Origin of the sequence: Chroococcidiopsis sp. CCNUC1 (genome assembly GCF_023546805.1) — a bacterium.
GTDB lineage: Bacteria > Cyanobacteriota > Cyanobacteriia > Cyanobacteriales > Chroococcidiopsidaceae > Chroococcidiopsis > Chroococcidiopsis thermalis.
In genome coordinates, this window is the sequence record NZ_CP097480.1 from 972,115 (window position 1) to 997,071 (window position 24,957).

The 24,957-nt window shown below is 44.6% G+C and carries 31 protein-coding genes and 4 pseudogenes; 16 read left to right on the forward strand and 19 right to left on the reverse strand.

All coding sequences use genetic code 11. The features are described 5' to 3' along the window. Positions 1-270: 270 nt before the first annotated feature. Entirely contained in the window at positions 271-504 is a 234-nt protein-coding gene (locus M5J74_RS04465; RefSeq protein WP_250015566.1) for a hypothetical protein, read from the forward strand. Here the strand turns inward: M5J74_RS04465 and M5J74_RS33245 are convergent. The 7 genes from M5J74_RS33245 to M5J74_RS04485 form a co-directional block, all read right to left on the reverse strand. Continuing rightward, on the reverse strand, positions 501-623 hold the full coding sequence (locus M5J74_RS33245; RefSeq protein WP_219336158.1) for an IS1 family transposase: 123 nt from the start codon (positions 621-623) through the stop codon (positions 501-503). The genes M5J74_RS04465 and M5J74_RS33245 overlap by 4 nt on opposite strands. Further along, the gene (locus M5J74_RS04470) at positions 604-879 is read right to left on the reverse strand and encodes an IS1 family transposase (RefSeq protein ID WP_219336077.1); all 276 of its coding nucleotides are present in this window, start codon (positions 877-879) and stop codon (positions 604-606) included. Before M5J74_RS04470 ends, M5J74_RS33245 begins: the two co-directional genes overlap by 20 nt. Positions 880-891: 12 nt before the next feature. After that, complete coding sequence (locus M5J74_RS33250) at positions 892-1,185, reverse strand: IS1-like element transposase (protein ID WP_219336078.1); 294 nt, start codon at positions 1,183-1,185, stop codon at positions 892-894. Then, on the reverse strand, positions 1,179-1,274 hold the full coding sequence (locus M5J74_RS33255) for an IS1 family transposase (RefSeq protein ID WP_071925419.1): 96 nt from the start codon (positions 1,272-1,274) through the stop codon (positions 1,179-1,181). The genes M5J74_RS33250 and M5J74_RS33255 overlap by 7 nt, the downstream gene beginning before the upstream one ends. Positions 1,275-1,877: 603 nt before the next feature. Then, positions 1,878-2,279: a nucleotidyltransferase domain-containing protein gene (locus tag M5J74_RS04475; RefSeq protein ID WP_250015568.1), complete on the reverse strand. Its 402-nt coding sequence runs from the start codon at positions 2,277-2,279 to the stop codon at positions 1,878-1,880. Positions 2,280-2,380: 101 nt separating this feature from the next. Continuing rightward, the gene (locus tag M5J74_RS04480; protein ID WP_015152936.1) at positions 2,381-2,566 is read right to left on the reverse strand and encodes a hypothetical protein; all 186 of its coding nucleotides are present in this window, start codon (positions 2,564-2,566) and stop codon (positions 2,381-2,383) included. 607 nt (positions 2,567-3,173) lie between these two features. Beyond that, complete coding sequence (locus M5J74_RS04485; RefSeq protein ID WP_250015570.1) at positions 3,174-3,368, reverse strand: hypothetical protein; 195 nt, start codon at positions 3,366-3,368, stop codon at positions 3,174-3,176. Between the two features lie 554 nt (positions 3,369-3,922). On the opposite strand from M5J74_RS04485, the gene M5J74_RS04490 reads away from it, so the two are divergent. From M5J74_RS04490 to M5J74_RS04500, 3 genes are read left to right on the forward strand one after another with little or no spacing between them, the layout of a single operon-like run. Continuing rightward, a complete protein-coding gene (locus tag M5J74_RS04490; protein WP_250015571.1) occupies positions 3,923-4,789 on the forward strand; it encodes a hypothetical protein in 867 nt (288 codons plus the stop codon). A gap of 27 nt (positions 4,790-4,816) precedes the next feature. Next, the gene (locus tag M5J74_RS04495; protein WP_146139777.1) at positions 4,817-5,074 is read left to right on the forward strand and encodes a hypothetical protein; all 258 of its coding nucleotides are present in this window, start codon (positions 4,817-4,819) and stop codon (positions 5,072-5,074) included. Continuing rightward, positions 5,029-5,466 (forward strand): Rrf2 family transcriptional regulator, encoded by a 438-nt coding sequence (locus M5J74_RS04500; RefSeq protein ID WP_015152938.1) that lies wholly within the window; start codon positions 5,029-5,031, stop codon positions 5,464-5,466. The genes M5J74_RS04495 and M5J74_RS04500 overlap by 46 nt, the downstream gene beginning before the upstream one ends. 50 nt (positions 5,467-5,516) lie before the next feature. On the opposite strand, the gene M5J74_RS04505 is transcribed toward M5J74_RS04500, so the two are convergent. From M5J74_RS04505 to M5J74_RS04515, 3 genes and pseudogenes are all read right to left on the reverse strand, one after another. Further along, the gene (locus M5J74_RS04505; RefSeq protein WP_250015573.1) at positions 5,517-5,846 is read right to left on the reverse strand and encodes a hypothetical protein; all 330 of its coding nucleotides are present in this window, start codon (positions 5,844-5,846) and stop codon (positions 5,517-5,519) included. Between the two features lie 107 nt (positions 5,847-5,953). Then, a pseudogene (locus M5J74_RS04510) lies at positions 5,954-6,193 on the reverse strand (aminotransferase); the annotation flags it as partial. 247 nt (positions 6,194-6,440) lie between these two features. Then, positions 6,441-6,986: an MgtC/SapB family protein gene (locus M5J74_RS04515; protein WP_015152941.1), complete on the reverse strand. Its 546-nt coding sequence runs from the start codon at positions 6,984-6,986 to the stop codon at positions 6,441-6,443. Between the two features lie 1,058 nt (positions 6,987-8,044). Here M5J74_RS04515 and M5J74_RS04520 point away from each other — a divergent pair. The 5 genes and pseudogenes from M5J74_RS04520 (at position 8,045) to M5J74_RS04535 (ending at position 12,320) form a co-directional block, all read left to right on the forward strand. After that, positions 8,045-8,599, forward strand: a complete 555-nt coding sequence (locus M5J74_RS04520; protein ID WP_250015577.1) for a DUF2808 domain-containing protein — start codon at positions 8,045-8,047, stop codon at positions 8,597-8,599. A gap of 470 nt (positions 8,600-9,069) precedes the next feature. Then, positions 9,070-9,729 (forward strand): annotated as a pseudogene (locus tag M5J74_RS33260) (glutathione S-transferase family protein); the annotation flags it as partial. A gap of 63 nt (positions 9,730-9,792) precedes the next feature. Further along, positions 9,793-10,167, forward strand: a pseudogene (locus tag M5J74_RS33265) (beta-lactamase hydrolase domain-containing protein); the annotation flags it as partial. Between the two features lie 214 nt (positions 10,168-10,381). Then, entirely contained in the window at positions 10,382-11,728 is a 1,347-nt protein-coding gene (locus M5J74_RS04530; protein ID WP_015152944.1) for a cytochrome P450, read from the forward strand. 7 nt (positions 11,729-11,735) lie between these two features. Further along, complete coding sequence (locus tag M5J74_RS04535) at positions 11,736-12,320, forward strand: TetR/AcrR family transcriptional regulator (RefSeq protein WP_250015580.1); 585 nt, start codon at positions 11,736-11,738, stop codon at positions 12,318-12,320. Positions 12,321-12,420: 100 nt separating this feature from the next. On the opposite strand, the gene M5J74_RS04540 is transcribed toward M5J74_RS04535, so the two are convergent. After that, a complete protein-coding gene (locus M5J74_RS04540) occupies positions 12,421-12,930 on the reverse strand; it encodes a nitroreductase family protein (protein WP_250015582.1) in 510 nt (169 codons plus the stop codon). 14 nt (positions 12,931-12,944) lie between these two features. Beyond that, a complete protein-coding gene (locus M5J74_RS04545) occupies positions 12,945-13,673 on the reverse strand; it encodes an NADPH-dependent oxidoreductase (protein WP_371934004.1) in 729 nt (242 codons plus the stop codon). 280 nt (positions 13,674-13,953) lie between these two features. Between M5J74_RS04545 and M5J74_RS04550 the strand changes: the two genes are divergently transcribed. The 3 genes from M5J74_RS04550 (at position 13,954) to M5J74_RS04560 (ending at position 16,194) form a co-directional block, all read left to right on the forward strand. Next, positions 13,954-14,790: an ABC transporter ATP-binding protein gene (locus tag M5J74_RS04550; RefSeq protein ID WP_250015592.1), complete on the forward strand. Its 837-nt coding sequence runs from the start codon at positions 13,954-13,956 to the stop codon at positions 14,788-14,790. Then, entirely contained in the window at positions 14,747-15,598 is an 852-nt protein-coding gene (locus M5J74_RS04555; protein WP_371934005.1) for an ABC transporter permease, read from the forward strand. Before M5J74_RS04550 ends, M5J74_RS04555 begins: the two co-directional genes overlap by 44 nt. Before the next feature lie 125 nt (positions 15,599-15,723). Then, positions 15,724-16,194, forward strand: coding sequence for a MarR family winged helix-turn-helix transcriptional regulator (locus M5J74_RS04560; RefSeq protein ID WP_371934006.1), 471 nt, complete (start codon positions 15,724-15,726; stop codon positions 16,192-16,194). An 81-nt stretch (positions 16,195-16,275) separates the two neighbouring features. Here the strand turns inward: M5J74_RS04560 and M5J74_RS04565 are convergent, their stop codons facing one another. The 3 genes from M5J74_RS04565 to M5J74_RS04575 form a co-directional block, all read right to left on the reverse strand. Beyond that, positions 16,276-17,076 (reverse strand): hypothetical protein, encoded by an 801-nt coding sequence (locus M5J74_RS04565; RefSeq protein ID WP_250015598.1) that lies wholly within the window; start codon positions 17,074-17,076, stop codon positions 16,276-16,278. Positions 17,077-17,558: 482 nt separating this feature from the next. Then, positions 17,559-18,248 carry an SDR family NAD(P)-dependent oxidoreductase gene (locus M5J74_RS04570; RefSeq protein WP_250015600.1) on the reverse strand — a complete coding sequence of 230 codons (690 nt, stop codon included), beginning with the start codon at positions 18,246-18,248 and terminating at the stop codon, positions 17,559-17,561. An 88-nt stretch (positions 18,249-18,336) separates the two neighbouring features. Continuing rightward, positions 18,337-19,167 carry a dienelactone hydrolase family protein gene (locus M5J74_RS04575; protein ID WP_250015601.1) on the reverse strand — a complete coding sequence of 277 codons (831 nt, stop codon included), beginning with the start codon at positions 19,165-19,167 and terminating at the stop codon, positions 18,337-18,339. A 279-nt stretch (positions 19,168-19,446) separates the two neighbouring features. Between M5J74_RS04575 and M5J74_RS04580 the strand changes: the two genes are divergently transcribed. From M5J74_RS04580 to M5J74_RS04590, 3 genes are all read left to right on the forward strand, one after another. Beyond that, positions 19,447-20,115, forward strand: coding sequence for a glutathione S-transferase family protein (locus M5J74_RS04580; protein ID WP_106167647.1), 669 nt, complete (start codon positions 19,447-19,449; stop codon positions 20,113-20,115). A 75-nt stretch (positions 20,116-20,190) separates the two neighbouring features. Further along, positions 20,191-21,054: a CmcJ/NvfI family oxidoreductase gene (locus M5J74_RS04585; RefSeq protein ID WP_250015603.1), complete on the forward strand. Its 864-nt coding sequence runs from the start codon at positions 20,191-20,193 to the stop codon at positions 21,052-21,054. A 168-nt stretch (positions 21,055-21,222) separates the two neighbouring features. Then, on the forward strand, positions 21,223-21,576 hold the full coding sequence (locus M5J74_RS04590) for a DOPA 4,5-dioxygenase family protein (protein ID WP_250015605.1): 354 nt from the start codon (positions 21,223-21,225) through the stop codon (positions 21,574-21,576). 6 nt (positions 21,577-21,582) lie between these two features. Here M5J74_RS04590 and M5J74_RS04595 read toward each other — a convergent pair whose 3' ends face one another. The 4 genes and pseudogenes from M5J74_RS04595 to M5J74_RS33270 all read right to left on the reverse strand — a co-directional run. Beyond that, positions 21,583-22,497, reverse strand: a complete 915-nt coding sequence (locus tag M5J74_RS04595; protein WP_250015607.1) for a TauD/TfdA family dioxygenase — start codon at positions 22,495-22,497, stop codon at positions 21,583-21,585. Between the two features lie 144 nt (positions 22,498-22,641). Next, positions 22,642-23,865 (reverse strand): glutathione S-transferase family protein, encoded by a 1,224-nt coding sequence (locus M5J74_RS04600; protein ID WP_250015608.1) that lies wholly within the window; start codon positions 23,863-23,865, stop codon positions 22,642-22,644. A gap of 83 nt (positions 23,866-23,948) precedes the next feature. Continuing rightward, a complete protein-coding gene (fosX, locus tag M5J74_RS04605; protein WP_250017112.1) occupies positions 23,949-24,317 on the reverse strand; it encodes a FosX/FosE/FosI family fosfomycin resistance hydrolase in 369 nt (122 codons plus the stop codon). A 177-nt stretch (positions 24,318-24,494) separates the two neighbouring features. Continuing rightward, positions 24,495-24,584, reverse strand: a pseudogene (locus M5J74_RS33270) (oxidoreductase); the annotation flags it as partial. A gap of 233 nt (positions 24,585-24,817) precedes the next feature. On the opposite strand from M5J74_RS33270, the gene M5J74_RS32520 reads away from it, so the two are divergent. Next, entirely contained in the window at positions 24,818-24,949 is a 132-nt protein-coding gene (locus M5J74_RS32520) for a hypothetical protein (RefSeq protein ID WP_256498668.1), read from the forward strand. Positions 24,950-24,957: the final 8 nt, after the last annotated feature.

Consider the following 24,957-nt stretch of genomic DNA (forward strand, 5'->3'; position numbering starts at 1 on the left):
CTTCTACTTTTTCTCTATTTATCTGTTTACTAAGTTTCTAGAAGATGACCCTATATTCTGTTTATTTTTTCATTTCCAACAAGAAATATTTACAAATTTGTCATGGATTATTTGAGTTTGATAGAATTTAAAGCGATCTAATACTTTGACTTTTATAGTATTGAAATAACAGCTCTATCTCTAACCTAATACGTGCTATCTAGAAATAACAATTGTTATAGTGAACTTTTCAACAGTAGATCTCCACACATTAGTAACATCAGCCAATTTATGCCATCTAAAAAGGTTGTTGTCCGAGAATACACAGTTCGCGCTCACGATCGCACGATTCACACTCGCCTTTATAAATTCATTTGCCAGCAATATAACCAACCCACGGAGCGAGAAACGTATGGTTCTCGACCCCTGTATTGTGAAATTTGCCATCCGCCTCTATCTAGCGCAGTAGAAGATCCAAAACATAGAAAGAAGGGAGATATTGTAGAGGTGTTGATGAAGGATTAAATTGACAAGCCAAACTCGTAGCGGTTAATCAATAGCCCAATCACAAGATCGTGCATGAGAACCGTCTTGGAAAAACAGATTGTTCTCCGCGCTAAACGTTTAATCCGGGGCGCGGAGATTTAAATGCTTGTTTTCTATTTTTTGTGTGTTTTGTTTACCAACTTCATGCTTTGATGTGTCTAAATGACGTTCATATGCCCCCCAATCATCAGTGTAATAGCGGCTAATCCCAAAAGGTTGTAACAATGCTTTTAATTGAAGAAAAACTCGATCTTTACGAGTGCCGAAGATGTCAGCTAAGACTTTTCCGCTTGCACGGTTAATGGCGTGCCACAACCACGCAATGATATCGCTTTTTTTCCGACAAAACTCCACATCTCATCTAGTTCAGATTCTCTCTGTTTCTCTGTTTCGTTTAGATTCACTAGACAAATATCTACTGCAACTGATGCGGACTCCAGTTGCTTTAACAGTGATAAATTTACTTGTTATAGTTGTTGTTTCTTTTTTTAATTCTTTGATAACAGTGCTAGTACTAACATGCAACACTCGTGCTGTATCTCGAATGCCACTGCCATTAATTGCCATGTCTACAATCTGCTCTTTGACTTTTCTAGATTGACCTGAAGGGAGCATAATCGCGCATTGAATGTTCGACCATCGCAAGCTGTTTCTCAACATTGATAGCGTTGCTTCCCTTGCGAAGTCTTGCCATTTTTAACAAGATCTGTTCCCTGGCAGTAAGGACAATCTAGTACTTGTGTAATCATGGCTACTCTTAATACAGTTGATGTTGCTACTTTTGCAGCGGAAATTATTATATCAACAATTCTACAACATCTCTCATGGAACAAACAGTTGAATGATTTCGAGCTGATTTTTCAACTAGGCAAAATAAGAGTAAAACAACTGTATAGCTAGTATGTGCTAAAAGTTGTGTAGAAACATCAATTATCTTTTGAGGCTTCTGTATTTCAAATCAAATCTCTCTCGTTAGGTGCTACGATCGCAGCAGTCTTAGAAACTGCTTCTAAGTATTTGACTAGCTGCTGCTATTTGCTATCTCAATTGTTCTTGTGTGGAAAAACCTTGATTTACCAATACTCGTAAACAGTTTTTCTGCAAGTTTCTAGCAGCATACTATTTGGATTGTTGCGTTGCTATGCAGCATTAGAATTCCTGCTCATCGTTCGTTCTGAGAACTCTGCTATTCAGCTATTCATTATTAAGCGATCGCTCAATTTAACTAACAATTTCTGGTTAACTAACAATTTCTGGAGGCATGGCAGCTAGCACAGTGTTGTAAATATCTACAGCGATTCGGAAGGCTTTCTTAAGTTCGCCTGGGCTGGGATTAAAGAGCAACGGCTAAGTCACGTTGCGCTTTTTTCAACCAAAACTTCACCAGGACTGTTTTTGCCTTTTGCATATAAGAGCTTTCCCTGTTCTACTATTTTTCTTTGCAGTGAGGCAGGAACCGTTTTGAAGGTATCGATGACAGAGCGTGTTGTTACCATCACATCAACATCAATCGTCAAGTCATTTAAAGCGTTTAATGCTCGAACTCCCCACTCAATGCGGTCAAAACCAGGAATGCCATCAGGAACAATGACACATAGATCGATATCGCTGTGTTTGTGAGGGGTTCCCCAAGCATGAGAGCCAAATAGGATAATTTCTTCCGGATCGAGTTCTGCCACTATAAGGCGCGTGATTTGGGTCATAACCTCATGGGCGATCGCTTTCATGATGAAATGTTTGAATGCGGCTGTCACGATTTTAAAGCAAATCGCCTTGGGGTATTATTTTAGGTATCTCAGCCGCATTTAGCTAGCAATTCACTCCACGAAAAAAATACTGTGAGAGTAGCTCGATCTCAATTAAGTTCGGGAAGTTGCACTTCAGCATGAGTCTTTTTCACGACTAGTTTTGGACTAACAAAGATAGTGACTTGCAAGCAAGGCTCAGATGGATACTGCTGGCTTTGATGGGATGCTACAGCCGAGTTGTTAGTTGGTACAAAGCTGGCTTCTCCCATTATCGTAATTTCGATGTCAAGCATAAATTTTTATGGTTTGCTAGTTGGGATGTCAAATTTCATAGTCTATCCTTTGGATATAATTTTGTGACTGAAATACATTTACAATTGACGAACAAAAAGATGAGAGGTTTTTGCCTAGACTACTAGAATAACATGGCATCGTTCAGAAGTTTTCACAATAAGTTTTGGTAGCGATCGCTCACTCTATAATAGTATTGTTGGGTACTTTTGAAAAAATTTTAGCTTGCAATCGCTCAAAATCGAATTTCGCCGCTTCCAGAAACTAATTCTTTCTACTTGGCTAGTTTTTGTCAATTTTCAACTTTTAGAATTGCAGGTGCTAGAGTAGTTAAATTGTCTCTGTCTCAGTTACTCATTGCAAATCTTTCTTGATAAATTGATGATAATGCCATCAATAATTATCGGAATAACCCTCAAACCTGTCTACTTAATTTCTCCAAAGTTTTAGGAAGTTGTAATGGAAATAAGAACTTAAATTCCAGAACGATTGTTCTGGAAAAATTTTAGTTCGCTTGCTGCTACAGTTGGGATTTGCGATCTATCCTCAAGCAGCAGGCATTTTTCAGCTCGTGCCGGAGAATGCCTGCTAATATTCGTATCAGTCTTGTTATTCGGTGCAGGCAGCTAAAACTAATTCTCTATGCGAGGAGCGTAGCTTTTCTGCCGCTATATACTTGCGAGCTATCTTCTTTCCTTCTTCGCAGCTACCCGCTTTTTCTCGCAAACAGCGGTTCTCTACCCACACTTGATACCATCCCCATTTGGAATCGTAAACAGTTGAAATTTTTGGTGACTCAGCCATAGGTGGCGTTTGACAAGCGTTGAGAAAACTGTTGTAGCCATCCAAATACCCTGTAGATCAATTTTTTTACAGGGATTAAAGTTTATGTCTGCTACAAATTACAAGGCGAGAGTGTAAATTTATTCCACAACCTTGCTCGCTCTTGTTTATGCCATTGAATTTAAATTGCGGAAATTTCTGCCTCATCTTAGGCAAAACATCCAGTCAAGAGTATTAGCTGATGAATAGAGTGCTAACACAAATCCATTGTCTTTTCCCAGCAGCAGCTCCCTCTCTAAATCGTGGAACTGAAGAGCTGAATATGCAGTTAACACCAGAATCTTTCATTGCTGTGTCCGATTTATTTATATTCATTAGAAGCAATAGCTATGAGTATTATTCGCTGCCAGAAAAAGCGCCATTCCTACGTTCAAATCGATAAAACATCATTGTTCGACACTCGCTTAAGTTGGAAAGCAAGGGGGATTTTAGCGTACCTTTTGACCAAGCCCAACAACTAGGAGATTATCGTCGCCAATTTAATTAATGCTTCTGAACCTGATGGGCGCGAGTCGTTGCGATCGGGACTGAAGGAATTAGAAGCTCTTGGCTATATCATCCGCGCTCGACGGCAGGATGAACGGGGGCGGTTTACTGGTTGGGAAATCTTGGTATTTGAAACTCTTGAAGATGCAGCAGATTATGTTAGTCGTCAACAAATGGAAAACTCGAATGGGAATCGAACTACAACTCCATCCTCCCAAGTCCAGCAGTCTCGAAAACGGGAAAACCGTCAATCGGCTTTGCCATCGTCGGACAATTTACAACAAATAATTAATCAAAAACAACTAATTCACGATCTAACTAATACTCCCCTGACCCCTCAAGGAGAACCAGGGGAGAGTGAAATGGAAGTTAGCATGAGTGTAAAAGTAACTCAAGATACGCATGGTTTTTCTGGGCAGGAATCACTTAGCGATCGACAAACGTGTGAGTATTTTGAACGGCTAGAAAGGACTCAACTTCTGCAAGAACTTTCCAATCTCACACGTAAATCTTTCGAGAGTTTACGGCTGAATACTCGTTTAGCCAATGCTCTCAACCGCTATCCAACTCACGTTAAAGATGCACTGGAATATTTCCAACAAGCGCTTGCTACTTGGAAAAACAAACCAGGCTTGGGATTGTTTATTTCTGCAGTCAAGTCTGGACAAAAACCATGCCCTACCAAACCAGGTAGAGGATGGCGGGAATGGGTTGATGAAGCGATTCGTCGCGGTTGGATGTTGTATTCCCAAGCTTGGAATGGAGATATTTTGATTCATTTTGTCAATGGAGTGCAGCAGTTGTGGAGCCAATTACACTCTCTATCGTGGTCGGAGGTAGAACAGTTGGCTTTTGGCAAGCACCTAGAACCGATAGCTGCTGCCCAAAGAAGTTAATCTCACCCAGGATTAAAGGAAGCAATCGTGAGTGCAAGTCAATTTCATCGGCGATCTACACAAAGCGCACTAACTCCTTCGATCGCATCTGGGAAATTCAAAGCAGGCGATCGCGTTCGCATCAAATCAACTCATCCTTTGTTTCCTAATTGGAGCTGCGCGATCGCTGCACTTCCATCTCCTGGTGTCATCTCGTCGCTTAAAGTGAAAACATTGTACTTTCCGGCTAGTTTTTCCTCATGGAACTTTCGAGCAAATCTGAATATGCGCTGCTGGCTCTGCTAGAGTTGGCGAATGCCTATCAGAGCGCTCAGTTACTCCAAATTCGACAGATAGCAGCCAGACGAGATATCCCAGAGCGTTATCTCGATCAACTGCTGGCAATCTTGCGGCGAGGCGGACTAATCAAGGGTATACGTGGAGCCAAAGGTGGTTACATCTTGGCACGAGAACCAAGCCAGATTACGTTGCTAGATGCTTTGCGCTGTATTGAGGGATTAGACATCGTGCCATCGGTAGAGAAGACCACTTCCGAAGAGGCGGAAAGAGGCGCAATTGAGGAAATTTGGTACAATGCTGAGCAGGCGGCTAACGCAGTTTGGCAAAACTATACGCTCCAAGACTTATGCGATCGCGTCGCTGCCCGCAGGCAGTTAGATTATATGTACTACATCTAGTCCTCCCAAGCAAACGAGCCTGGACGCGGAGCCGCATGAGTTTGTGTGACTTACGATAGCGAATTGCCGACCTCACTCAGTAGTTGAGCTAATTGCTGCAATTTACTAGAAATATCTGGATCGGCGCTTTCGGCGGCGCTTGTAGTTTGGAAACTAAGCTGTAATAGAACTCGACCGATATCGGCACCAGTGGCGCTACCGCTTGTTAAAAGTTGCTTGAGTGCAGACAGATTGCTAGCAATTTCACTGTTGCCCAAATTCTGCACCTGCTGTTGAAAGCTGTCAATTAAATTTAGTGCTGTCAGTGGTGGCGCGAATGTCACACCCTCTTGAAGAACGGCGATCGCCGAGTCTAGTTCGGCTGTTGGTGAACTTGTCACGATTGATTCCTAGATGGTTTGGTTAGTTAAAGTTAAGACTCTTTTTGGCGGAAATCTTTGAAAGCAAGCTAGCAGGCGATGCCAAATTATCTCAAGTTGCTTTGGCTGACTCTTTGGATCGATCGCAATTTCAGCAAGCGATCGCCCCAGGTAATAGCATATTGATTGTTATCTGTCTCAATTGCTTCACAAGCAGCTCTTTTCAACTGGGGCGGGCAAGGAAAATCGGGAAATCCCTGCGCCAGATTCACCGCACTGTATTGTAATGCCACTCTGGTCATTTCCCGACTCACCGACTCCGTAAATCGATCTGCTTTGAGTGAATTCCGTTTCTGTGCCTGAGTCATACGATTTTGGATTTTGGATTTTAGAGTTTAGATTTCAGTCTTTCCTGCTCCACTGTCTTCACGAACAGCTCAGGTGACTTATAGCTTATCGCCCCGATTCCTTCATTAATACAACATAAAATACGGTATATCGATAGTAATACTGTATCTATGTCACGATAAAGTATGCCATAGATCTCTCACATGACACAAAAATCTTAAATTTGAGTGTTGGAAGCGTCAATAATAAATAGATGAGCGATCGCTTCTAGTCTTGCGACTCCTGCTCCAAATCGGATATCTCAGCTATTGACTCTCGATCTGTTAGTTGTCGATCCTGACCGAGACGACCTGAAACTGACTGCCGCACGCGCTTGACTCCGCTAAGTGTTACCAAAGTTAGCAAGGCTCCGATTACCCCCATTTGCCAAAAACCGCAGCCAATCGCTGCTCCCAGTGCTGCGGCAATCCAAACAGAGGCAGCTGTTGTTAATCCACGTACTTTCGGAGTTTCAGAACGCTTGGACGATTGTTGCAAAATCAGCCCAGCGCCCAGAAAGCCAACTCCAGTTGTGACTCCCTGAATTGTCCGACTCAGGGCATTAGTCGCGGCATAGGGGCTGTCTCCCTCAGCCTGCAACGGAATCATCACAAATAGGGCAGCTCCCATACTGACGAGCATGAAAGTCCTCATCCCAGCTGGTCTACCTTTGCGCTCGCGGTTAATTCCAATTAGGCAACCTACCAGTAACGCTAGTGATAGCCTAAATGCAATGTGCAACCAATCATTGGAGTGAAGGAACATCATGCTCATTACCGATACCCCCGCTTGAAATTAGGAAGAAGTTTTGCTTGTCAATCCAACGAATCCTGTAGGTGAAGGGCTGGAGAATTGAATAAGTTTGTAATTTGGTAGGTTTACCGTTTATTAAGTTTAGGTTAACAGAAGGTTAATATCAAGTACTATTTTTGTACTATTAGAACTATTAGTGATGGATGAAACCTTTGCATCAGTCTATGTTGTCAAGCATCGAAGAAACGCGATCGCGCCATTCGCAGTTTCAAACAGCTTTTGACGATCGCTTTCCTGCAATTACAGTGGTGCGTACTACCTCATGAGGGCTGACATCTTGTTGTCATTTTTACTCGATAAGCTGATGACGTTCGCCAATCTTCATGCATTCTAGCGATCGTTCAAAGTTCGATTTTTGTTGAACGCGATCGAGACTGACAAGGGTAAGCAAGAGATGTGGCTTCGTCTCAAAATGATGCTTTAACTTTTTTAGAAATAAAATCCATTTCAATCTACGTTAAATCCATCGGTTTAGTTCAAATAGTATTGATTAAAAAAGTTCGTTTAATCTACGTTAAAATCATCAATCTACTATAAATAAACCTGCTAATAATAAAGGATATAAACTCCAAAAATGCTATCGAATTAGTGTAGAAAAAGGCTAGTCTACTTTACCTTTAAACTAGGTAGCAGGTACATCAAATTTAGAAATGACAATGGTTAAGTTAGAAAATTAAGTAAATGCGATCGCTCAAAAACTTGAATTAATCTACGCTGCGATCGTCTATTTAGTTCAGAAATATTGCTCTGGTCAAACTACAGAAATTTGCTAGAATACAAGGCAGATCGTTGCATTTCTTTCAGGGTAGTTAGAAAACATATTATGTCTTAAGATAGAAGTCAACAAGAGAAACAAATAAAAAATAAAAAGATGGGTTGAAAATTCAAATTTAATCCTCATGTCTATTTATTGAAAGATAATAAACGGCTATGTAGCTCATGTATGCTGACACAAAATTGCTATGTTTTATTGGAAATTTAATTGACAGAAATACAGAAGTTGCTAACTCTCAAATCACATGAAAAACGTTCGTACTTTTTACAAAACTCTGTTAGCGATTGGTGCGGGATTGTGTTCGATACCTCTACTTACAACCCAGGCACTAACTCAAACCGCAGCCACAGTTACCTCAATTCAGCCTCCGCGTCTGATTGCTGCCAGGACAACCTACAATGAAGTCCAAGTTCGGCAAGCAACGTACTATTTCACTCTAGAAGTGCCTGCTACTGCTAAGGAACTCCAACAAGTCACCTTGACTCAGACGCAGGGTTCTGAAGATATTAGCTTTGACGAGAACAATAGTCGTGCTTTTGAAGGAACCTCCAAGCGCGAAGGACAACCGCTAGAATCCAAAGTGACAAGCGATCGCCAAAACAGGACTGTAACAGTAACGTTCGCTCAACCAGTACCAGCAGGTAAGACAGTCACAATCGGATTGAAACCAGAACGAAATCCTACTTACGATGGGATTTACTTATTCCAGGTAAGAACCTTCCCAGCCGCAGGACAGAGGAACGGTCAATATGTCGGTACTGGTCGTCTACAGTTCTATCAGAACATTAGTTCGGAGTAGTCAGTTCGTAATGCAGAGTTCTACTGATAGAGGCGATCGCTAACAAATTCAAATAAATGCGGTACACCAAGTCTTGCAGGGCGTACTTATTTTTTGCTCTTCTCAACGAAAGCATCATATAAAAGAGTTAAACGATCGAGTGCTTAATGGACTAAGTTATCGTTGTTTCGGATTGCCTCGCCAGACTTGCTTATCTAAGTTATCTATGTCATACTTATGACTAATTTCATTAACTACGGTTAAACTACCAGTTTACTGTATTTTTAGATTTAAATTGAAGATGTAATTGTTACTTGACCGCTCGCAGCAAGAGCGCGCTTTTGTTTTGGCTAAGCTAGAATCAGTCTGAGAGTAGCGATCGCATTCAATTTACGTTCAGTAAATGCCAAGATTTTGAGTAATTTATTTTTACTTGCTTAACCTGGTTTTTAAAATTAAAAACTCTCGCTAGAACAAGGAAGGTCTGACAGATGGCGAAAATCACAATTTACAGTGCCACAGTTTGTCCTTACGCTCATCGCTCGCGCCTAGTTTTACTAGAGAAAGGAATTGACTTCGAGCTGATTGAAATCGATCTACAAAATAAGCCAGCAGGATTTACAGAGATCTCACCCTACGGCAAAGTTCCGGTAATCAAGCATGGGGATGTGCGGGTTTGGGAATCGGCAATTATTAATGAATATCTCGATGAAGTATTTCCAGAACCGTCACTGTTGCCAAAAGAGCCTGTAAATAGAGCGCAAGCCAGAATTTGGATTGATTTTGCTAATACTCGGTTTATCTGGGCTTATTCCAATCTGCTACGTTCTCCAGATCCGCAACAACAAAAGGCAGCGGTACAGGAGTTATACAGTCAGCTAGAATTTATTGAAAAAGAGGGTTTAGAAAAACTATCTGGAGAAGGATCGTATTGGTTTGGTAATTCTATTAGTTTAGTCGATCTCACCTTCTATCCTTGGTTTGAAAGATGGTCGGCGCTCGAACATTATCGCGGCTTTAAACTACCACCTGAATTCACGCGGTTGCAGCAATGGCGGAAAGCAGTAAGTCAACGCGAATCTGTATTGGCGATCGCCAATCCAACAGAATACTATATTCAGCGATATGCTAGATTTGCCGCACCCATAGCTAAAAAAGTGAGCGACGAGCTGAGCGTAGCTGGAAAACTGACTCCAGAGCAGTTGCAACAAGCAGCGCAACAAGGTTTTAAGTCGGTGTTGAATTTACGCTCTCCTGATGAACCAGGTTTCCTCAGCGACGAACAACAGCAAGCACAAGCAGCAGGATTAGATTACGCTAACATTCCCCTACAATCTTCAGAACCGGATCTAATATCAACAAAAGAAGCAATTCGAGCCACTGAAAATTTACCAAAGCCAATTTTAATCCACTGCGCTGCTGGGGCAAGGGCAGGTGGAATTGCTTTAATTGCCACTGCGATTCAACAAGGCTTAACTTACGAGCAAATTCAGGAAAAAGCTCAACAAGTCGATCTCGATTTAAATCAACCCCACTTGCAGCAATTTCTGCTGGAAAACTACACTACCAAGCAGGAAACAGAAAGTTAGTTTGCCAACCATAGAGGTGTTTCTATTGCGATTCACGTCTTTGAATTAGCGATTGCAGTGAAGTTATTTACTAATACTGACATTTTTATGTTCTTACGCTCTGTTGGTGAAAGGGAGTAAGAGCGAAAGAACCCAAGTAGCAGCTTACAGGACACCTTGGAGCTATAATGAATAATAAAATATTTCATTCATTATTCATTCAAAGTCCAGGATTATGGCTTTAGCAACAACCCCGCCTGGTCCGTCTAGCTACATTGCCTTCTCAAAAGCCTATCGAGATGACCCTCTCAGAGCGTTTGGTCAAGCCTGGAAAACTTATGGTGACTCGATTCGATTCAAAGCACTTCCAGGGGTGGACGTGTATTTTGTGGTGCATCCTGATGCCGCAGCGCACGTTCTGACCAGCCACGGGCAGGCATATCGAAAGGCTCCTAGCGTTCATCAACCGTTGAGTTTGCTGTTGGGAAATGGCATCTTGATTAGCGAGGGAGAAAGCTGGCTAAGGCAACGACGGCTCATGAATCCTGCTTTCCATCGGCAAAGTATTGTAAAATTGGCATCGGTTATGACTCGCTTTGCCCAAGAGCGGGTTCGACGGTGGGAAGGCTATCCCACTGGTAGTGCGATCGATGTTGCAGAAGAAATGCAGCAATTGACGCTGGAAATTGTTGGAGAAGCGTTGTTTAGCACGGGGTTAGAAGCGCAGCTCGATTCGTTTTCCACAGCGTTTCGTCGCGCCGCAGAATTTATTAACGATCGCATCAACGCTCCGTTCAAAATGCCGATGTGGGTTCCAACAAAGCCGCATCGACAGTTTATTGAAAACCGCGATCGCTTGCAGCAAATTGCTATGCATCTGATTGGGCTACGGCGACATCAACAGAACGTGCCGCTCGATCTGCTGTCGATGTTAATGGCTGCCCAAGATGCAGATACAGGAGCGCAAATGAGCGACTCAGAACTTTTAGATGAAGTCATGACCCTATTAATTGCAGGTCATGAAACCGTTAGCGTCACGCTTTCATGGGCATTCCATCTCCTGGGAAGTCACCCTGAAGTGTTGCATCAATTGCAAGACGAACTGGAAACTGTCCTCAAGGGAAATCCGCCTGGTGCAGAGGATTACATGCACCTTCCCTACACTCGAATGGTCATTGAGGAAACGCTGCGTTTGTATCCTCCAGTTTGGGGGCTTTCCCGCGAAACGATAAGAGCAGATGAAATCCAAGGCTATTCCATTCCTCCAAAATCGTTTGTCATCGTCGGCACTTATTTCACCCATCGTCATCCTGAGTTTTGGACTGCACCAGAGCAATTCAACCCCGAACGGTTTACAGAAGCTGAAGCCTCAAAACGGCACAAGTTCGCCTACTATCCTTTTGGCGGAGGACCTCGAATTTGTATTGGCAATCAGTTTGCGCTCATGGAAGCAACGTTAATCCTTGCAACTTTAGTTCAACGGTTTCACCTAGAGCCAGCTTCGGGTCAGCCCGTAGAAATCGATCCAACCTTCACTTTGCGCCCTAAAAATGGGCTTTCCATGAGGCTAGTGCGACGATAGCCCGAATATGCAGAAACTCGATCCCCAAAAGAAACAGTCTATTATTACCGCAGCCAAAAACCTTTTCCATCGTTACGGGATTCAAAAGACGACAATGCAGGAAATTGCGCGAGACGCAGGGCTATCGGTGGGCACGTTGTACCTTTACTTCAAAAATAAAGATGAAATCCTGCTCGCTTGCACCCAAGTGTTTCGGGAAGAACACGACCGCGCTGCACGTCTCATTTTGCAGTCCGATCGCGCGGCTGACGAGAAATTGCGGCACTACATTCTCGACCGATTTCGCGCGGCTAGAGCGACTCGTGAGGGAAGCGATCGCGCGGCTGAAATTGCTAGGGCAGTGATTCGCTTAGATCCCGATCGGATCGAAGAGGAAGCCAGCTTAACGATGCGGACGATCCGGCAGATTCTTCAGGAAGGCTGTGAAACAGGACTATTTCATCATGTCAATTTGGCAGCAGATGTTGAGGTGTTTGCCTATTCCATTGCTTACTTTTTTCCCATTGCTGGAAAAGAACCCGATCCGCCGCCTGAAGAAGAAAAGCTCCTGGCGATTGTCAATTGGTTTATTGCTCAATGGCAGCGTCTTTAGATATTTAGCCAACTTTTTGATAACGTTCCTAATAAATCCCATCCATTGCCAGCGCAGGCGCTAACCACCAATCGCTAAAACATCTGTCTCTAGGAGCGAGTTAACGCAGTTCAAAACCCAGTTGATGAAGGACTTCCTGTAGCCGAGCGCGATGGCGTAAGGATTCAGCCGTAGCAATGCGCTCGACAGAATGTTGCGACCAGTTGCCTGCTACATCCATGCCCTGACTGGCATAAAAATCTGTCATGATGTCGTTGTAATCGGCGATCGCCCGCTCTTGTGTTTCCAAGCTATACTGCTCTTTGTGCAACACGGCGGATTGCGGCAAACGTGGCTTGATAGCAGTCGGTTGAGCTGGATCGGGATAGCCTACGCATAAGCCAAATACGGCAAAAACAGATTTTGGTAAACCTAGTTGAGTTGCAACTGCTTCGGGATGATTCCGCATCGCACCAATATAGACTGTACCCAGCCCCAACGATTCGGCAGCGATCGCGGCATTCTGTGCTGCTAGACTTGCATCTACCACCGCCATCAGAAACATTTCCAAGTAATTTAGTCCCTCATGAGATTGTTCCTGTTGTTCGGCTACGTAAGTTAGACGTGCCAAATCTGCCAACCAAATCAGAAATAGGGGACATTCATGCCCTGACTGGCATAAAAATCTGTCATGATGTCGTTGTAATCGGCGATCGCCCGCTCTTGTGTTTCCAAGCTATACTGCTCTTTGTGCAACACGGCGGATTGCGGCAAACGTGGCTTGATAGCAGTCGGTTGAGCTGGATCGGGATAGCCTACGCATAAGCCAAATACGGCAAAAACAGATTTTGGTAAACCTAGTTGAGTTGCAACTGCTTCGGGATGATTCCGCATCGCACCAATATAGACTGTACCCAGCCCCAACGATTCGGCAGCGATCGCGGCATTCTGTGCTGCTAGACTTGCATCTACCACCGCCATCAGAAACATTTCCAAGTAATTTAGTCCCTCATGAGATTGTTCCTGTTGTTCGGCTACGTAAGTTAGACGTGCCAAATCTGCCAACCAAATCAGAAATAGGGGACATTGCCGAATGTGCTTTTGTCCCCCAGCTAGTTGAGAAAGCTGCTCTTTACGTTCTCGATCTTCTACGGCGACGACACTCCAAGTTTGCAGATTGGACGAAGTGGAAGCAGACTGAGCAGCCGCTACCAAAAGTTCCAATGTGCCTGCTGGCAGCGGTCTAGCAAGGTAACTACGGACTGAGCGATGAGATAATAATGCAGTCAGACTATCGTTCCACACATCATCGAATTCAAACTCAAATGCAGCGCCATATCGTTCTTGTAATAACTGCGCTTGTGGAGCTGGAATAGCAGTAGGCGATCGCCCATCTAAGTCTGACTGACTGACACCCACACTGATTACCTCGTATCTAGTTAGTCATACGATACCAAACAAAATCCGCGTTCGAGTAATTAATGCTGTTTCCCGATTAACTTACCGTATTTTAATTTGTAGTTTGATATAGTTGCCGCCAAAACTCAAGTCTACTCGTTAATAAAATTCATAGCTACTCTTATTGTTAGATAATCTAACTATGTGGTTAGAATAAGATCGTTTAGATCGTCTAACTAATGGAGGCGCTGGACTGATGGGATGGACAGGAGGTATTGGGCGATCGCCAGAGCAGTCAGAACCGATTTTGGCAACAAGCGCCCTGACTCGTCGATTTGGTAGCTTCACGGCTGTTGACGAGCTAACAATTTCTGTCGCTCCAGGTGAGGTCTTCGGTCTGTTGGGACCCAACGGAGCGGGCAAGAGTACGGCAATTAAAATGCTGACGACGCTGCTACCTCCGAGTTCTGGCAAGGCAGCGATCGCGGGATTTGACGTGCGGCAACAGGCGGCGGCTGTGCGACGGGCGATCGGCTACGTGCCTCAAGCCTTATCTGCCGATGCCGATCTGACGGGATATGAAAATTTGCTGATTTTTGCCAAGCTCTACGATATTCCCGCAAAGCAGCGCCAGCAGCGAATTCGCGATGTTATAGAATTCATGGGTTTACAGTCTGTGGCGCACCGAATCGTGCGTCAATACTCTGGAGGTACGATCCGCCGCTTGGAAGTTGCCCAATCTATTCTGCATAAACCCCAAGTGTTGTTTCTAGACGAGCCGACTGTAGGACTCGACCCGATCGCTCGTAGTTCTGTCTGGGAGCTGGTGCAACAACTGCGGCACGAAAGCGGGACGACGATTGTACTGACAACGCACTTTTTAGAAGAAGCAGATCGGTTGTGCGACGCGATCGCAATTCTGCATGGCGGCAAGGTAATTACAGTTGGTACGCCTGCTCAACTCAAAGCCTCTTTGGGTGAAAACGCCACGCTAGATGACGTATTTATCCACTACACGGGCGATCGCCTCACTTCAGGAGCTAACTATCGTGAAACCTCAAAAATTCGCCGCACGGCTAAACGGTTGGGCTGATGGCACTGCATCCCGACAACCTTGGACGGAGGCGATCGCCGAGTTAATTCGCAAAACTCTGGTCATTACCGAACTAGAAGTACGAAAACTGCGCCACGATCCTAGCGATATATTTCTGCGAGCCGCTCAACCTGTCCTCTGGTTGCTGATCTTCGGGCAAGTATTCACTCGCATTCGTGGCATTCCTACCGGAGAATTGCGCTATTTGGATTTTCTGGCGGCGGGAATTTTGGCGCAAAGCGTCTTGTTCGTTGCCATTTTTAACGGCGGAATGGCAATCATCTGGGAGCGAGATCTGGGCATCGTACATAAGTTTTTAGTTAGTCCTACGCCCCGCGCCGCGATGGTATTGGGCAAAGCTTTAGCAACTGGGATACGTAGCTTGTCGCAAGCAGTGTTTGTCTATATTTTGTCGTTCTTGTTGGGAGTGCAACTAAATTTAAATCCACTAGCGATCGCGGGTGTGATTCTGGTTATTCTATTAGGATCTGCTTGTTTTTCGATATTTTCTTTAATTGTTGGTTGCTTGGTGAAATCTCGCGAACGCTTTGGCGGATTGGGACAACTAATGTCGATGCCGCTATTTTTTGCCAGTAATGCGATTTATCCGATTTCCCTAATGCCACCTTGGTTACAGGTGCTTTCCCATCTCAATCCACTCACGTATCAAGTGGATGCGTTGCGTGGCGTGATGTTGGCAAATAGCACTACCGCTTATGGGTTTGGTTGGGATTGCGCGATTTTGCTATTTGTGGTGACAGTGCTAACTGTTATTTGTGCGCGGCTGTATCCACAACTGGGAATGTAAATGCGATTGCGATCGCCTTCTTAATGTCGCTGACATAAAAATAGAGATGGGTGCGTTATTACAGCTACAGTATAGTAACGGCTCTATACGTAGCCACACTCTGGTCTGGAACAGTAGTAAATCAGATGCGATCGCCCAAATCAACTCGAAAAAAATCTCAACAGTGTGCAGCGAGAGTCATGGAAGCTGTTCCCTTGGTCATGCGTTTTATTCGGGCAGATATGCGTGCGATTAATGCTACTGATATGTCCGTTCCCCAATTCCGCACTTTAGCGTTTCTCGATCGCAACCCTGGAGCATCCTTATCCGAACTTGCCGAGCATTTAGGAGTTACCCGTGCGACTGCTTCTGCTAATACCGAACGACTAGTACAGCGGAATTTCGTCCATCGCTGCGACCATCCCCAAGAGCGGCGACGAGTTGAATTAAAGCTAACTCCAGCGGGCAAAGAGCATCTTCAGAAAGCGCGGGAACAAACGCGGGCTTACATTGCCGATTTACTCGACTCGTTGAGCGACGAGCAAATTAGCCAAATTGATACGGGTTTGGCTCTGCTCAAGCAAGTGTTTGAAGATTCTGGCGCTGTCACAAAGTAATTTGGAGAATGCAAATCTGTCTAGCTAACGGTTCTGGTCAGCGGTTGCAGAGATCTCTGCATCCAACCTAAGCAGCTTGGGTCAATCCGCTGCACCCGAATTGTTAGGTGGTGTGTAGACTTGAACTTCGTTGGCAATTTCCTTATATTCACGAAATGGTGAAACTAAAAACTTAAACTCATCCTCGGATGCAGGCTGAAACAATCTCATGAATTCTGACTGAGAAGAAATTTGTTTAATTTGTTGATCTCGTAGATCTACATACCGATCGATATAATGACTGAAACCCTCAATAGATGGAGCAAATAGATAAACCCACTCCTGAGAAGCCACATCAAAATAAAGTTGAAACGCTATACCTTCCTCTAAGAGCGAGTTTTCATGAAGGTAACGAATTGCTGCAACTATCCCTCTAGGAAGATTTTCTAATAAAGTAGGAGATATATGTTTATGATTCAGAACAACATATATTGTGCCAAACTTAGTAGGAACTTCTAGTACAAGAGCTTCTTCTTTTTGTTGAAAGGTAAAAGTTCTGCTGATTAGAAACTGCTTTGCTTGAATCGTTCTAATTAATCTATAAACTCTAGTTTCTATTTCTTGAAACCATCTAAAAATTTGTTTGCGATGACCTTCTCCTAAATTTTTAAGCTCATCAAGATTCAGTAAGCCTTCTAAATACTTTTGGGCAGCAGATTGCAGAGTAGGAGCAATTACAAAAGCGACAACTACACCAAAAAATGCAACTAGATCAATAGCTCCACCTCTGGAATAATAAGGAGATCTCTCGCCACCTACCTCGTTTTGTAATTCAGTTAGAAAAGCCTCTAAGTCTTGCTCTTCTGAGTGCTGGTACACGTACTCGATCTGGAGAAATTCCATAATTGCTTCCTAATTTTTTAGCTATTACAGCTTAACTACTTTGTCTAATAGCTACAGTATCAACCTAGCACACTGCGTCCTACAGACAATCTAGCGATACAGAGCCCTCGCCGACAGCCTAAACCACCTAACTATTTATTATACGGAGACTTTCCCTATATCTAGCTTATATGGAATAATATCTAGACTTTTTTCTTATAAAAGTTAAGATGCATAACTTATACGAATATTCTCAACTAATGCATTATCTATTTTTGATTGGTTCAAAAATAGGAGAAAAAAATAGAATAAAAAGCTAAAAATTCGCGTGTATTATCCGATGAAGCTATAATCTAAAAAAATCCGCTACACCGATATTAGCATCAGCAATTGATCGCCTCATGTTGTTTTGGTAAAAGCGATCGCGTCTACTTTAACTGCAACTTAAACCATCCCATAAATCTGAAATCGATTCTATCGATCGCGATCGCACCATTAATAAATCAAAAAGGCTCCACCCAAGGACGCAATTCAATTTCCCACGTCCAAGCACTCCGAGGCTGGCGGAGACTGTTGAGATAGGTTTGAGCGATCGCGTCTGGGTCGAGATAACTATCGGGCTTGTCAGGTGATTCTAAACGGGTAGCAGAACGAATTGACCCGTCAATGATAAAGTGGGCTACATGAATATTTTGGGGAGCCAGTTCGCGGGCAATACTTTGAGCCAAACCCCGCAAGGCAAATTTTCCCATTGCAAATGGCGCAGAATAAGCATAACCCTTAACACTGGCGGAAGCACCTGTAAAAAAAATCGCTCCTTCGCCTAACTTTAACATTCGCTTTGCTGCTGCCTGTGCTACCAAAAAACCACCATAGGCAGTAATTTCTAGTGTTTTAGCAACTTCGGCGGGGTCAAGTTCGACTAACGATCCCCGAATTCGCCAGCTAGGATTATAAACAACTACGGTTGGTACTCCTAGTTTTTGTTCGACATCATGAAATAATCGATCCACCTCATCCGGTTTAGATGCATCAGCAGCAAAACTGACGGCTCCAATTTCCCCAGACAACTTACCTAGTTTATCAGTATGCCTTGAGGCTAAAGCAACAGTCATGCCTTCTGCGGCAAACAAGCGGGCTAGTGATGCGCTCAGTCCGCTGCCAGCGCCTACAATTAATGCTGTGGTTGACATTAGAGGTTCCTTAATCCAAAATCTAAAATCCAAAATCTAAATTTGGTAGCTACCTGTACTACCACCTGGTACTGAAACATTGGCAGATTTACACGCCATGCTGCTTAAACCATGCTTGAAGCTTTTGCCAGCCATCAAGAGCTTCTCGTTCGCGATAGGAAGGGCGATAATCGGCAAAAAAGGCGTGGGGTGCATCAGGATAAACAATAATTTCCGATTTGCTGCTGCTGGACTTGAGGCGATCGCGCATCTGTTCTACTGTATCGAGGGGAATGCCCGTATCCTTACCACCGTAAAGTCCGAGAACGGGAACTTTTAGTGTAGAAGCAACATCAACAGGATGCTGCGGTGTCAGTTCGGTAGCGTTGCCCACTAGTCGCCCGTACCATGCTACACCTGCCTTGAGTTGAGGATTATGTGCGGCGTACAGCCAGGTGATGCGACCTCCCCAACAAAAGCCCGTAATTCCTAACCGAGTGGCATTTCCCTTTGCTGACTTCACTGCCCAATCAACTGTAGCATCGAGGTCGGATATAACCTGAGCATCTGGCACTTTAGTAACAATTGAGCGAATTTCATCAACATTACTTAGCTTCGCAACATCTCCCTGACGTACAAATAACTCAGGTGCGATCGCCAGATATCCCAACTTGGCAAAGCGACGGACGACATCTTGAATGTGTTCGTGTACGCCAAAAATTTCCTGAATCACCAAGACGATTGGGAAATTTCCCCCAGTGTTAGGCTGCGCTCTGTAGGCAGGAATTTCACCATCTTTAACCGGAATTTTGACTGCACCCGCAACTAATTTCTGAGTATCGGTAGCGATCGCTTTGGCAGAAACAGGCTGCACGGCTAAAGCAAAACCCGTTGCTAGGGTTGCAGTGGCGATAAAGTTACGGCGAGTTATTTCTGTCATTATCTTTACAGTTTATTAGAACATCTAATAATTAGTTATACATATTTTATTAACGCCAGACTGAATCTTTCTGGAAAGACTGTATAATAGACGTAAATTATTCTACGGTAATCTGACCGACAAACAGTACTAGCTTTTGCTCGTAGTCTAGACACTTTGCAATTAGAGTATTTACCACTGACAAGTTAACTGGGCGTGCTCCAGTGCCCAGTTGTCGTTCGGTCATATCCAGAACGAGACAATTCATTACAGCCCGCATACTCAATAGGAAATGAGGTCATGAGTCACATACAACTTTACTTTGCCAAAGCTTCTACATTTTCTCAACGCACCCGCGTTGTTCTGCTGGAAAAAGGTATCGACTTTACCCCGATTGAAATCGACTTGCAGAGTAAACCAGAAGAATTCCTCAAGATTTCGCGCTATGGCAAAGTCCCTGCCATTAAACATGGAGATGCCCAAATTTACGAGTCTGCCATTATCAATGAGTATCTCGATGAAGTGTTTCCAGAACCGCCCTTATCACCTCACGATCCAGCAGCTAAAGCGATTGCACGAATTTGGATTGACTACGCCAATACTCGCCTCGTACCAGCATTTAACAAACTTTTACGCGGGAAAAATACCCAAGAACAGGAACAGGGAAAAAGAGAGTTTTTAGAATCCCTACTGTATATCGAACAAGAAGGACTAGGCAAGTCCAACGGTCAATACTTGTTAGGAGATAATTTCAGTCTAGTCGATATCAGTTTTTACCCTTGGTTTGAACGTCTGCCCGTGTTAGAACACTTCCGGAATTTTTCATTCCCATCCCAAACACCTCGATTGCAGCAATGGTGGAATATCGTGCGCGATCGCGACTCAATTCGGGCAGTCGCAAATCCTACTAGTTTCTATGTGGAAAGATTCTCTAAAATCCTGGGTGAACCCAGTGCTGTGGCGCGGTAGCAATCAGTTATCAGTTATTTTAACCGATTCCCGATTCCCGACTCCCGACTCCCTTCTTGACACAAGGATGCAACTATGAGCCGAACCCCGATTCTAGAACGCCCCATTTTCGACGAGCTGCAATATGTTGAGGCGGAACTCTATTATCTGATCCCGATGGCAGAAAGACCCGTAAACTACACATACGAGCCACCAGCGGGTATCCCTCGACATAATGGAACCTACGAGACGCGCAGGCTGCCGATTTACAATGCTAGGGCGATCGCCCAAGATCTATCCTTAGATCGGCAAGGTTTTAGTCTGGTCAGCCACTCCAGCAGCGTCCGCGACTTTTATGACTCGGAGGAGGTACGCCGCGTCTATTACCCTGAAGCAGAGAAACTGCTGGCAGAGGTAACGGGTGCAGTTAAGGTAGTGGTATTCGACCACAACGTTCGCAATCTCGAGCGATCGCAACGGGGAGAAAGTAACGCCAAAGAGCCAGTCAAGCGCGTCCACAACGACTTCACCGCCAAATCTGGCTACAGTCGCGCCCGTGCCGAGTTGGAAGCGCGAGGCATCGAAGATATTGAAGCATTGTTGCAGCATCGTTTTGCTGTCGTTAATGTCTGGCGACCGATCGCCACACCCGTGCAAACATCACCATTAGCGGTATGCGATGCGACAAGTATCGCACCGATAGACCTCGTTGCTGGCAATTTAGTGTATCGCGATCGCGTGGGCGAAACCTATGCGATTACTTACAATCCAACGCACCGCTGGTTCTACTTTCCGCAACTGCGATCGGATGAAGCAATTCTCATCAAGTGCTTCGACTCTGCCGAGGACGGACGGGCGCGGTTTGCTGCCCATACTGCATTTGACGACCCTACTAGCCCAGCAAATGCACCTGCACGAGAAAGCATTGAGTTGCGGACGCTAGTTTTTTACCCCGCTTAATTAAATCAGTGACCAGTTTGACAGTGACCAGTTATCGATAGCACAATTGATAGCGCAGAGATAATCTATGAGTCACAAAAACTCTGGCTCTGACAAATCAACTCAGGAGTTACTGGTTATTGGTCACTGATAACTGGTCACTGTTCAGGGCGAGTGGAGTTAGCAGCGATGTCAGGAGATACAACCGAGATTGCAGATTTTCACGCTCATGTTTATTACGATTCTGAAAGTCGTGCAGCAGCGACGCGGGTACGCGAAGGATTGAGTGCGTTCAACGTGCGGCTTGGACGCTGGCATGACAATCCGATTGGTCCCCATCCCAAATCTATGTATCAAGTTGCCTTCAAGCCAGAACAGTTTGGCGCGATCGTTCCCTGGTTAATGCTACATCGGGAAGGATTGGATATTTTAGTTCATTCAACAACGGGTGATGATGTTGCAGACCATACAAATCATGCTCTGTGGTTGGGAGAAAAGCTAAAGCTAAATATTGAATTTCTACGAGCAATTAAGACAACTTGAGATAAATCAAGCAGCAATTGCTTCGCGTCGATTGTATGCTGAAGAGTCTCCTTTAATGGCTTCACTATGCTTACCGTCAATGCCAACTGGAAGATCGCCCACAATTGTCACTCGCTGTACGCGACGGGGTTGGCTGCCATAATCATCGATCGCGTAGTGTTGCGTAGCGCGGTTGTCCCAGAATGCCACGTCTCCTTCTTGCCAGCGCCAGCGGACAGTATTTTCTAGGCGAGTGACGTAGGACTGCAACAACCTAACAATATCGTCCGATTCTGTTTGAGATAAGCCCTTCAAGCGACGCACGAAACCACCAATATATAATCCACGTTCGCCCGATTCAGGATGAATGCGTACAACTGGATGTAAGGTTTCATATACAGTTGACTCAAAGATAGCTCGGTAAGCCCGAAACTCTTCGGAAAGGTCAATTGTGGCAGCCGCATAGTCATAGGCGTTGCTGTGTACAGCCCAAAGTTGGTCGGCAAGATTTCGTAGCGGAGTGGGTAAATCTTGATAAGCCGTTACCGTGTTTGCCCAGACTGTATCGCCACCAGAGAGAGGAATTTCGATCGCCCGTAAGATCGAACCGAGTGGAGGACGGTCTACGAACGTCACATCAGTGTGCCACTGATTGGCACGGTTGACGTTGCGACCGTAATCTAGATCGAGAATCTCTGAATGTCCAGGCAGTGATGGCACTGTAGGGTGAGCTGTGGTCACTTCACCGAATCGACGCGCAAAAGCAACTTGTTTACTAGCGTCGAGCTGCTGGTTGCGAAAGAAAATCACCTTGTACTGAACCAGGGTTTGACGGATTTCGCTGATGATGTCGTCACCCAGGCTAGCACTCAGATCGATGCCGACGATCTCAGCACCGATGCGCCCTGCAACGGGTTGGATCTCAAAGTTTTTTGGACTCATAGGTTAATTTTTTTGTGGGAATACGTAGAGCGAGCAGAAGTAGGTAGTAGCTCGGATTGTTAGATGAACTAACTAAATCAGATGAGAATATTTTGTGGTATATCTACCGATTTAGTCAAGATTAAAAAAGGAAGGCTTGGTGAGTTAATAGAGCGATGCCAGCACTCGCTCGGCAGCGGCTCGAAATGCCGTAGCTGCACCCGCACTCATATCGCGAGGCGCACAGATGCGATTCCTGACGTAGGCAAGGGTAATGGCTCCCACCGCCGCTATAGTTGGATCGGCGTTGTCTTTGCCACCCACTCGTCCCCACGGTAAGGGTCTATCGTTCCCGTTCAGAAGATACTCTGCCAGCAGTTTGAGGTGAAAATCGACGGCTTCGGCAATCGCACTAACATCACCATTTACTGCCAATCCTTGCACTCCAGAGTTTTTCAAGATATCTCCTATTGCTGCTTCCCGATTATCGCTCAATCGTTCTGCGGCTTCTGCCCGATATTCAATTGCCTCACTATGTGCTGCATCTGGTGGTAAGAGATTTCCAATTGGTTGAGCGCCCCATCTGCGGCGCAAGAGTAAATTATTCGTTATTGGGTCTGATTTGACTCGGTGATAGGCAGGGCGCTGGTTGAGTGCCTCAAACCAAGCATTGAGGTGAGGGAAGCGGGGATTACCCTTGATGTGATAATTTCGGTAGACAGGTAAATTAGCCGCCAAGCGATCGAAATGGGGGCTATACATGATATCTACCAAGCTAAACGATGAAACAAAGTAGTCACCTGGGTATTTTGCTAAGGCTTGCTCGATCGCGTCTAATTTCGCTTCAAACTCAGCTTGGAGATTGGCTAATTCTTGAGGATCGCTAGTGCTTTCCCGCAACAATTTGTACCCAGCACCCAGAAACCCGCTGTTATCTGCATCCTCAACTAGTTGCCTGGCAACGGTGTTTTCCTCTGAGTTTTCAGGCAACAGAGGCGAATCCTGAAATCGTTCTTCCAAGGCTAAAAGAATGTCTTTCGACTCGTAGACTAACTTGCCCTCAATTTTTGCTGCAGGAACAAGGGTTGTCGGAACGAGATCCGTGTACCATTTGGGCTTGTTGCTCAGATCGATAAACTCGGTTTCAAACGGAATTTCCTTTTCCTCCAAGGCAAACCAAACTCTCTCGCAAAAGGGACACCAAGAGTTAGTATCGCGGTAAAGCAGGACTGGTGGTTTTGTCTCTGGGGGTAGTTTATGCAGACTGCTAGGAATTGGCGCGGTAGAAGGGGACTGTCCCGCTCTACGTACCCGTCGAGCTGAGGTATGTTTTTGGGCAATTTCCAACAGTTGCTCCCAGCTAGATACAGTGTTTTGAATTGACGACATTTTGTACCTCTCGATCCAACTCATTCCTATACAAATTAAGCAAAATTGAGATTTCAAACGTGACTGACGATACTTTCGCACTACTACTTTTCAGATTGTGGCTGCTGAAGGTAACGTGCTAGTCTTTGAGCCAGCGTTCCCGTGTGTAGTTCAAACAGGTGATTGTCATAATCGTAAAAGTAAAGAGAACTTCCCTCACCTTCAACGCGACTGCGGCTTTCGCGCATCTCCACACCAAGCGATCGCACGCGAGTAGCGTATTTGTCGAAGTCCTCTGCTCGGATTTTGAAAGCGACGTGGTTGTAGGTTTTGTCAGGTAGCGCCTCTCCCTCCATAATTGCAATCCACACAGTATTGATGAGGAAAAACTTTTCTGGCGAAAGAGAAAATGTCTTGTCGCCACTAGAGTACACTTCTTTTGCGTCGAAGATATACATCAGAAATTTCGTCATCCGAGCCAGATCGCTGACAACGAAAGTAATGTGGCTCAGTCCTTCAATCGCGACCTCACCTTGTGATGTGAATTGTGTTCCATAGAGCGATCGCGCCACGACTCTTACCTCTAAAATACGCTAATTCTATCAATTTATCGTAGTTTACGCTTGAAAGACTGCATAGTTGAGATACTGTTACCGTTCTTGCTCGGTGGGTCGGATGAGAATTTCGTTGACGTTTACGTGTGGCGGTTGGGTAAGGGCGTATGCGATCGCATTGGTAATATTCTTATAAACTACGGTTAACTTATCAATAAACTGTATAAATATTTTTAATTTACGGTATGTCTACCGATAAACATATGTATTATTTTGGGAATAATTGGATAACCAACTCTAAACAGCAAATTCGTAAGTAATTAACAGATAGCTGGGGGAATTTGGTCGAAACAGGCTACGCTTGTTCCGTCTGTTCCGTCATGCTGACTTAACTGTAGATTTGCGGCATCAGAAGAGGTTTGTCATCAAAAGGAGAAGATGTGATTAAGGCAGTACGAATTAATGAAAACTTGACCGTTACAGGACAGGTGATACCAGAACAACTTCAACAAGCGATTCAAGAGGGATTTACTAACCAGAGCAGAGATTAGTTAACATG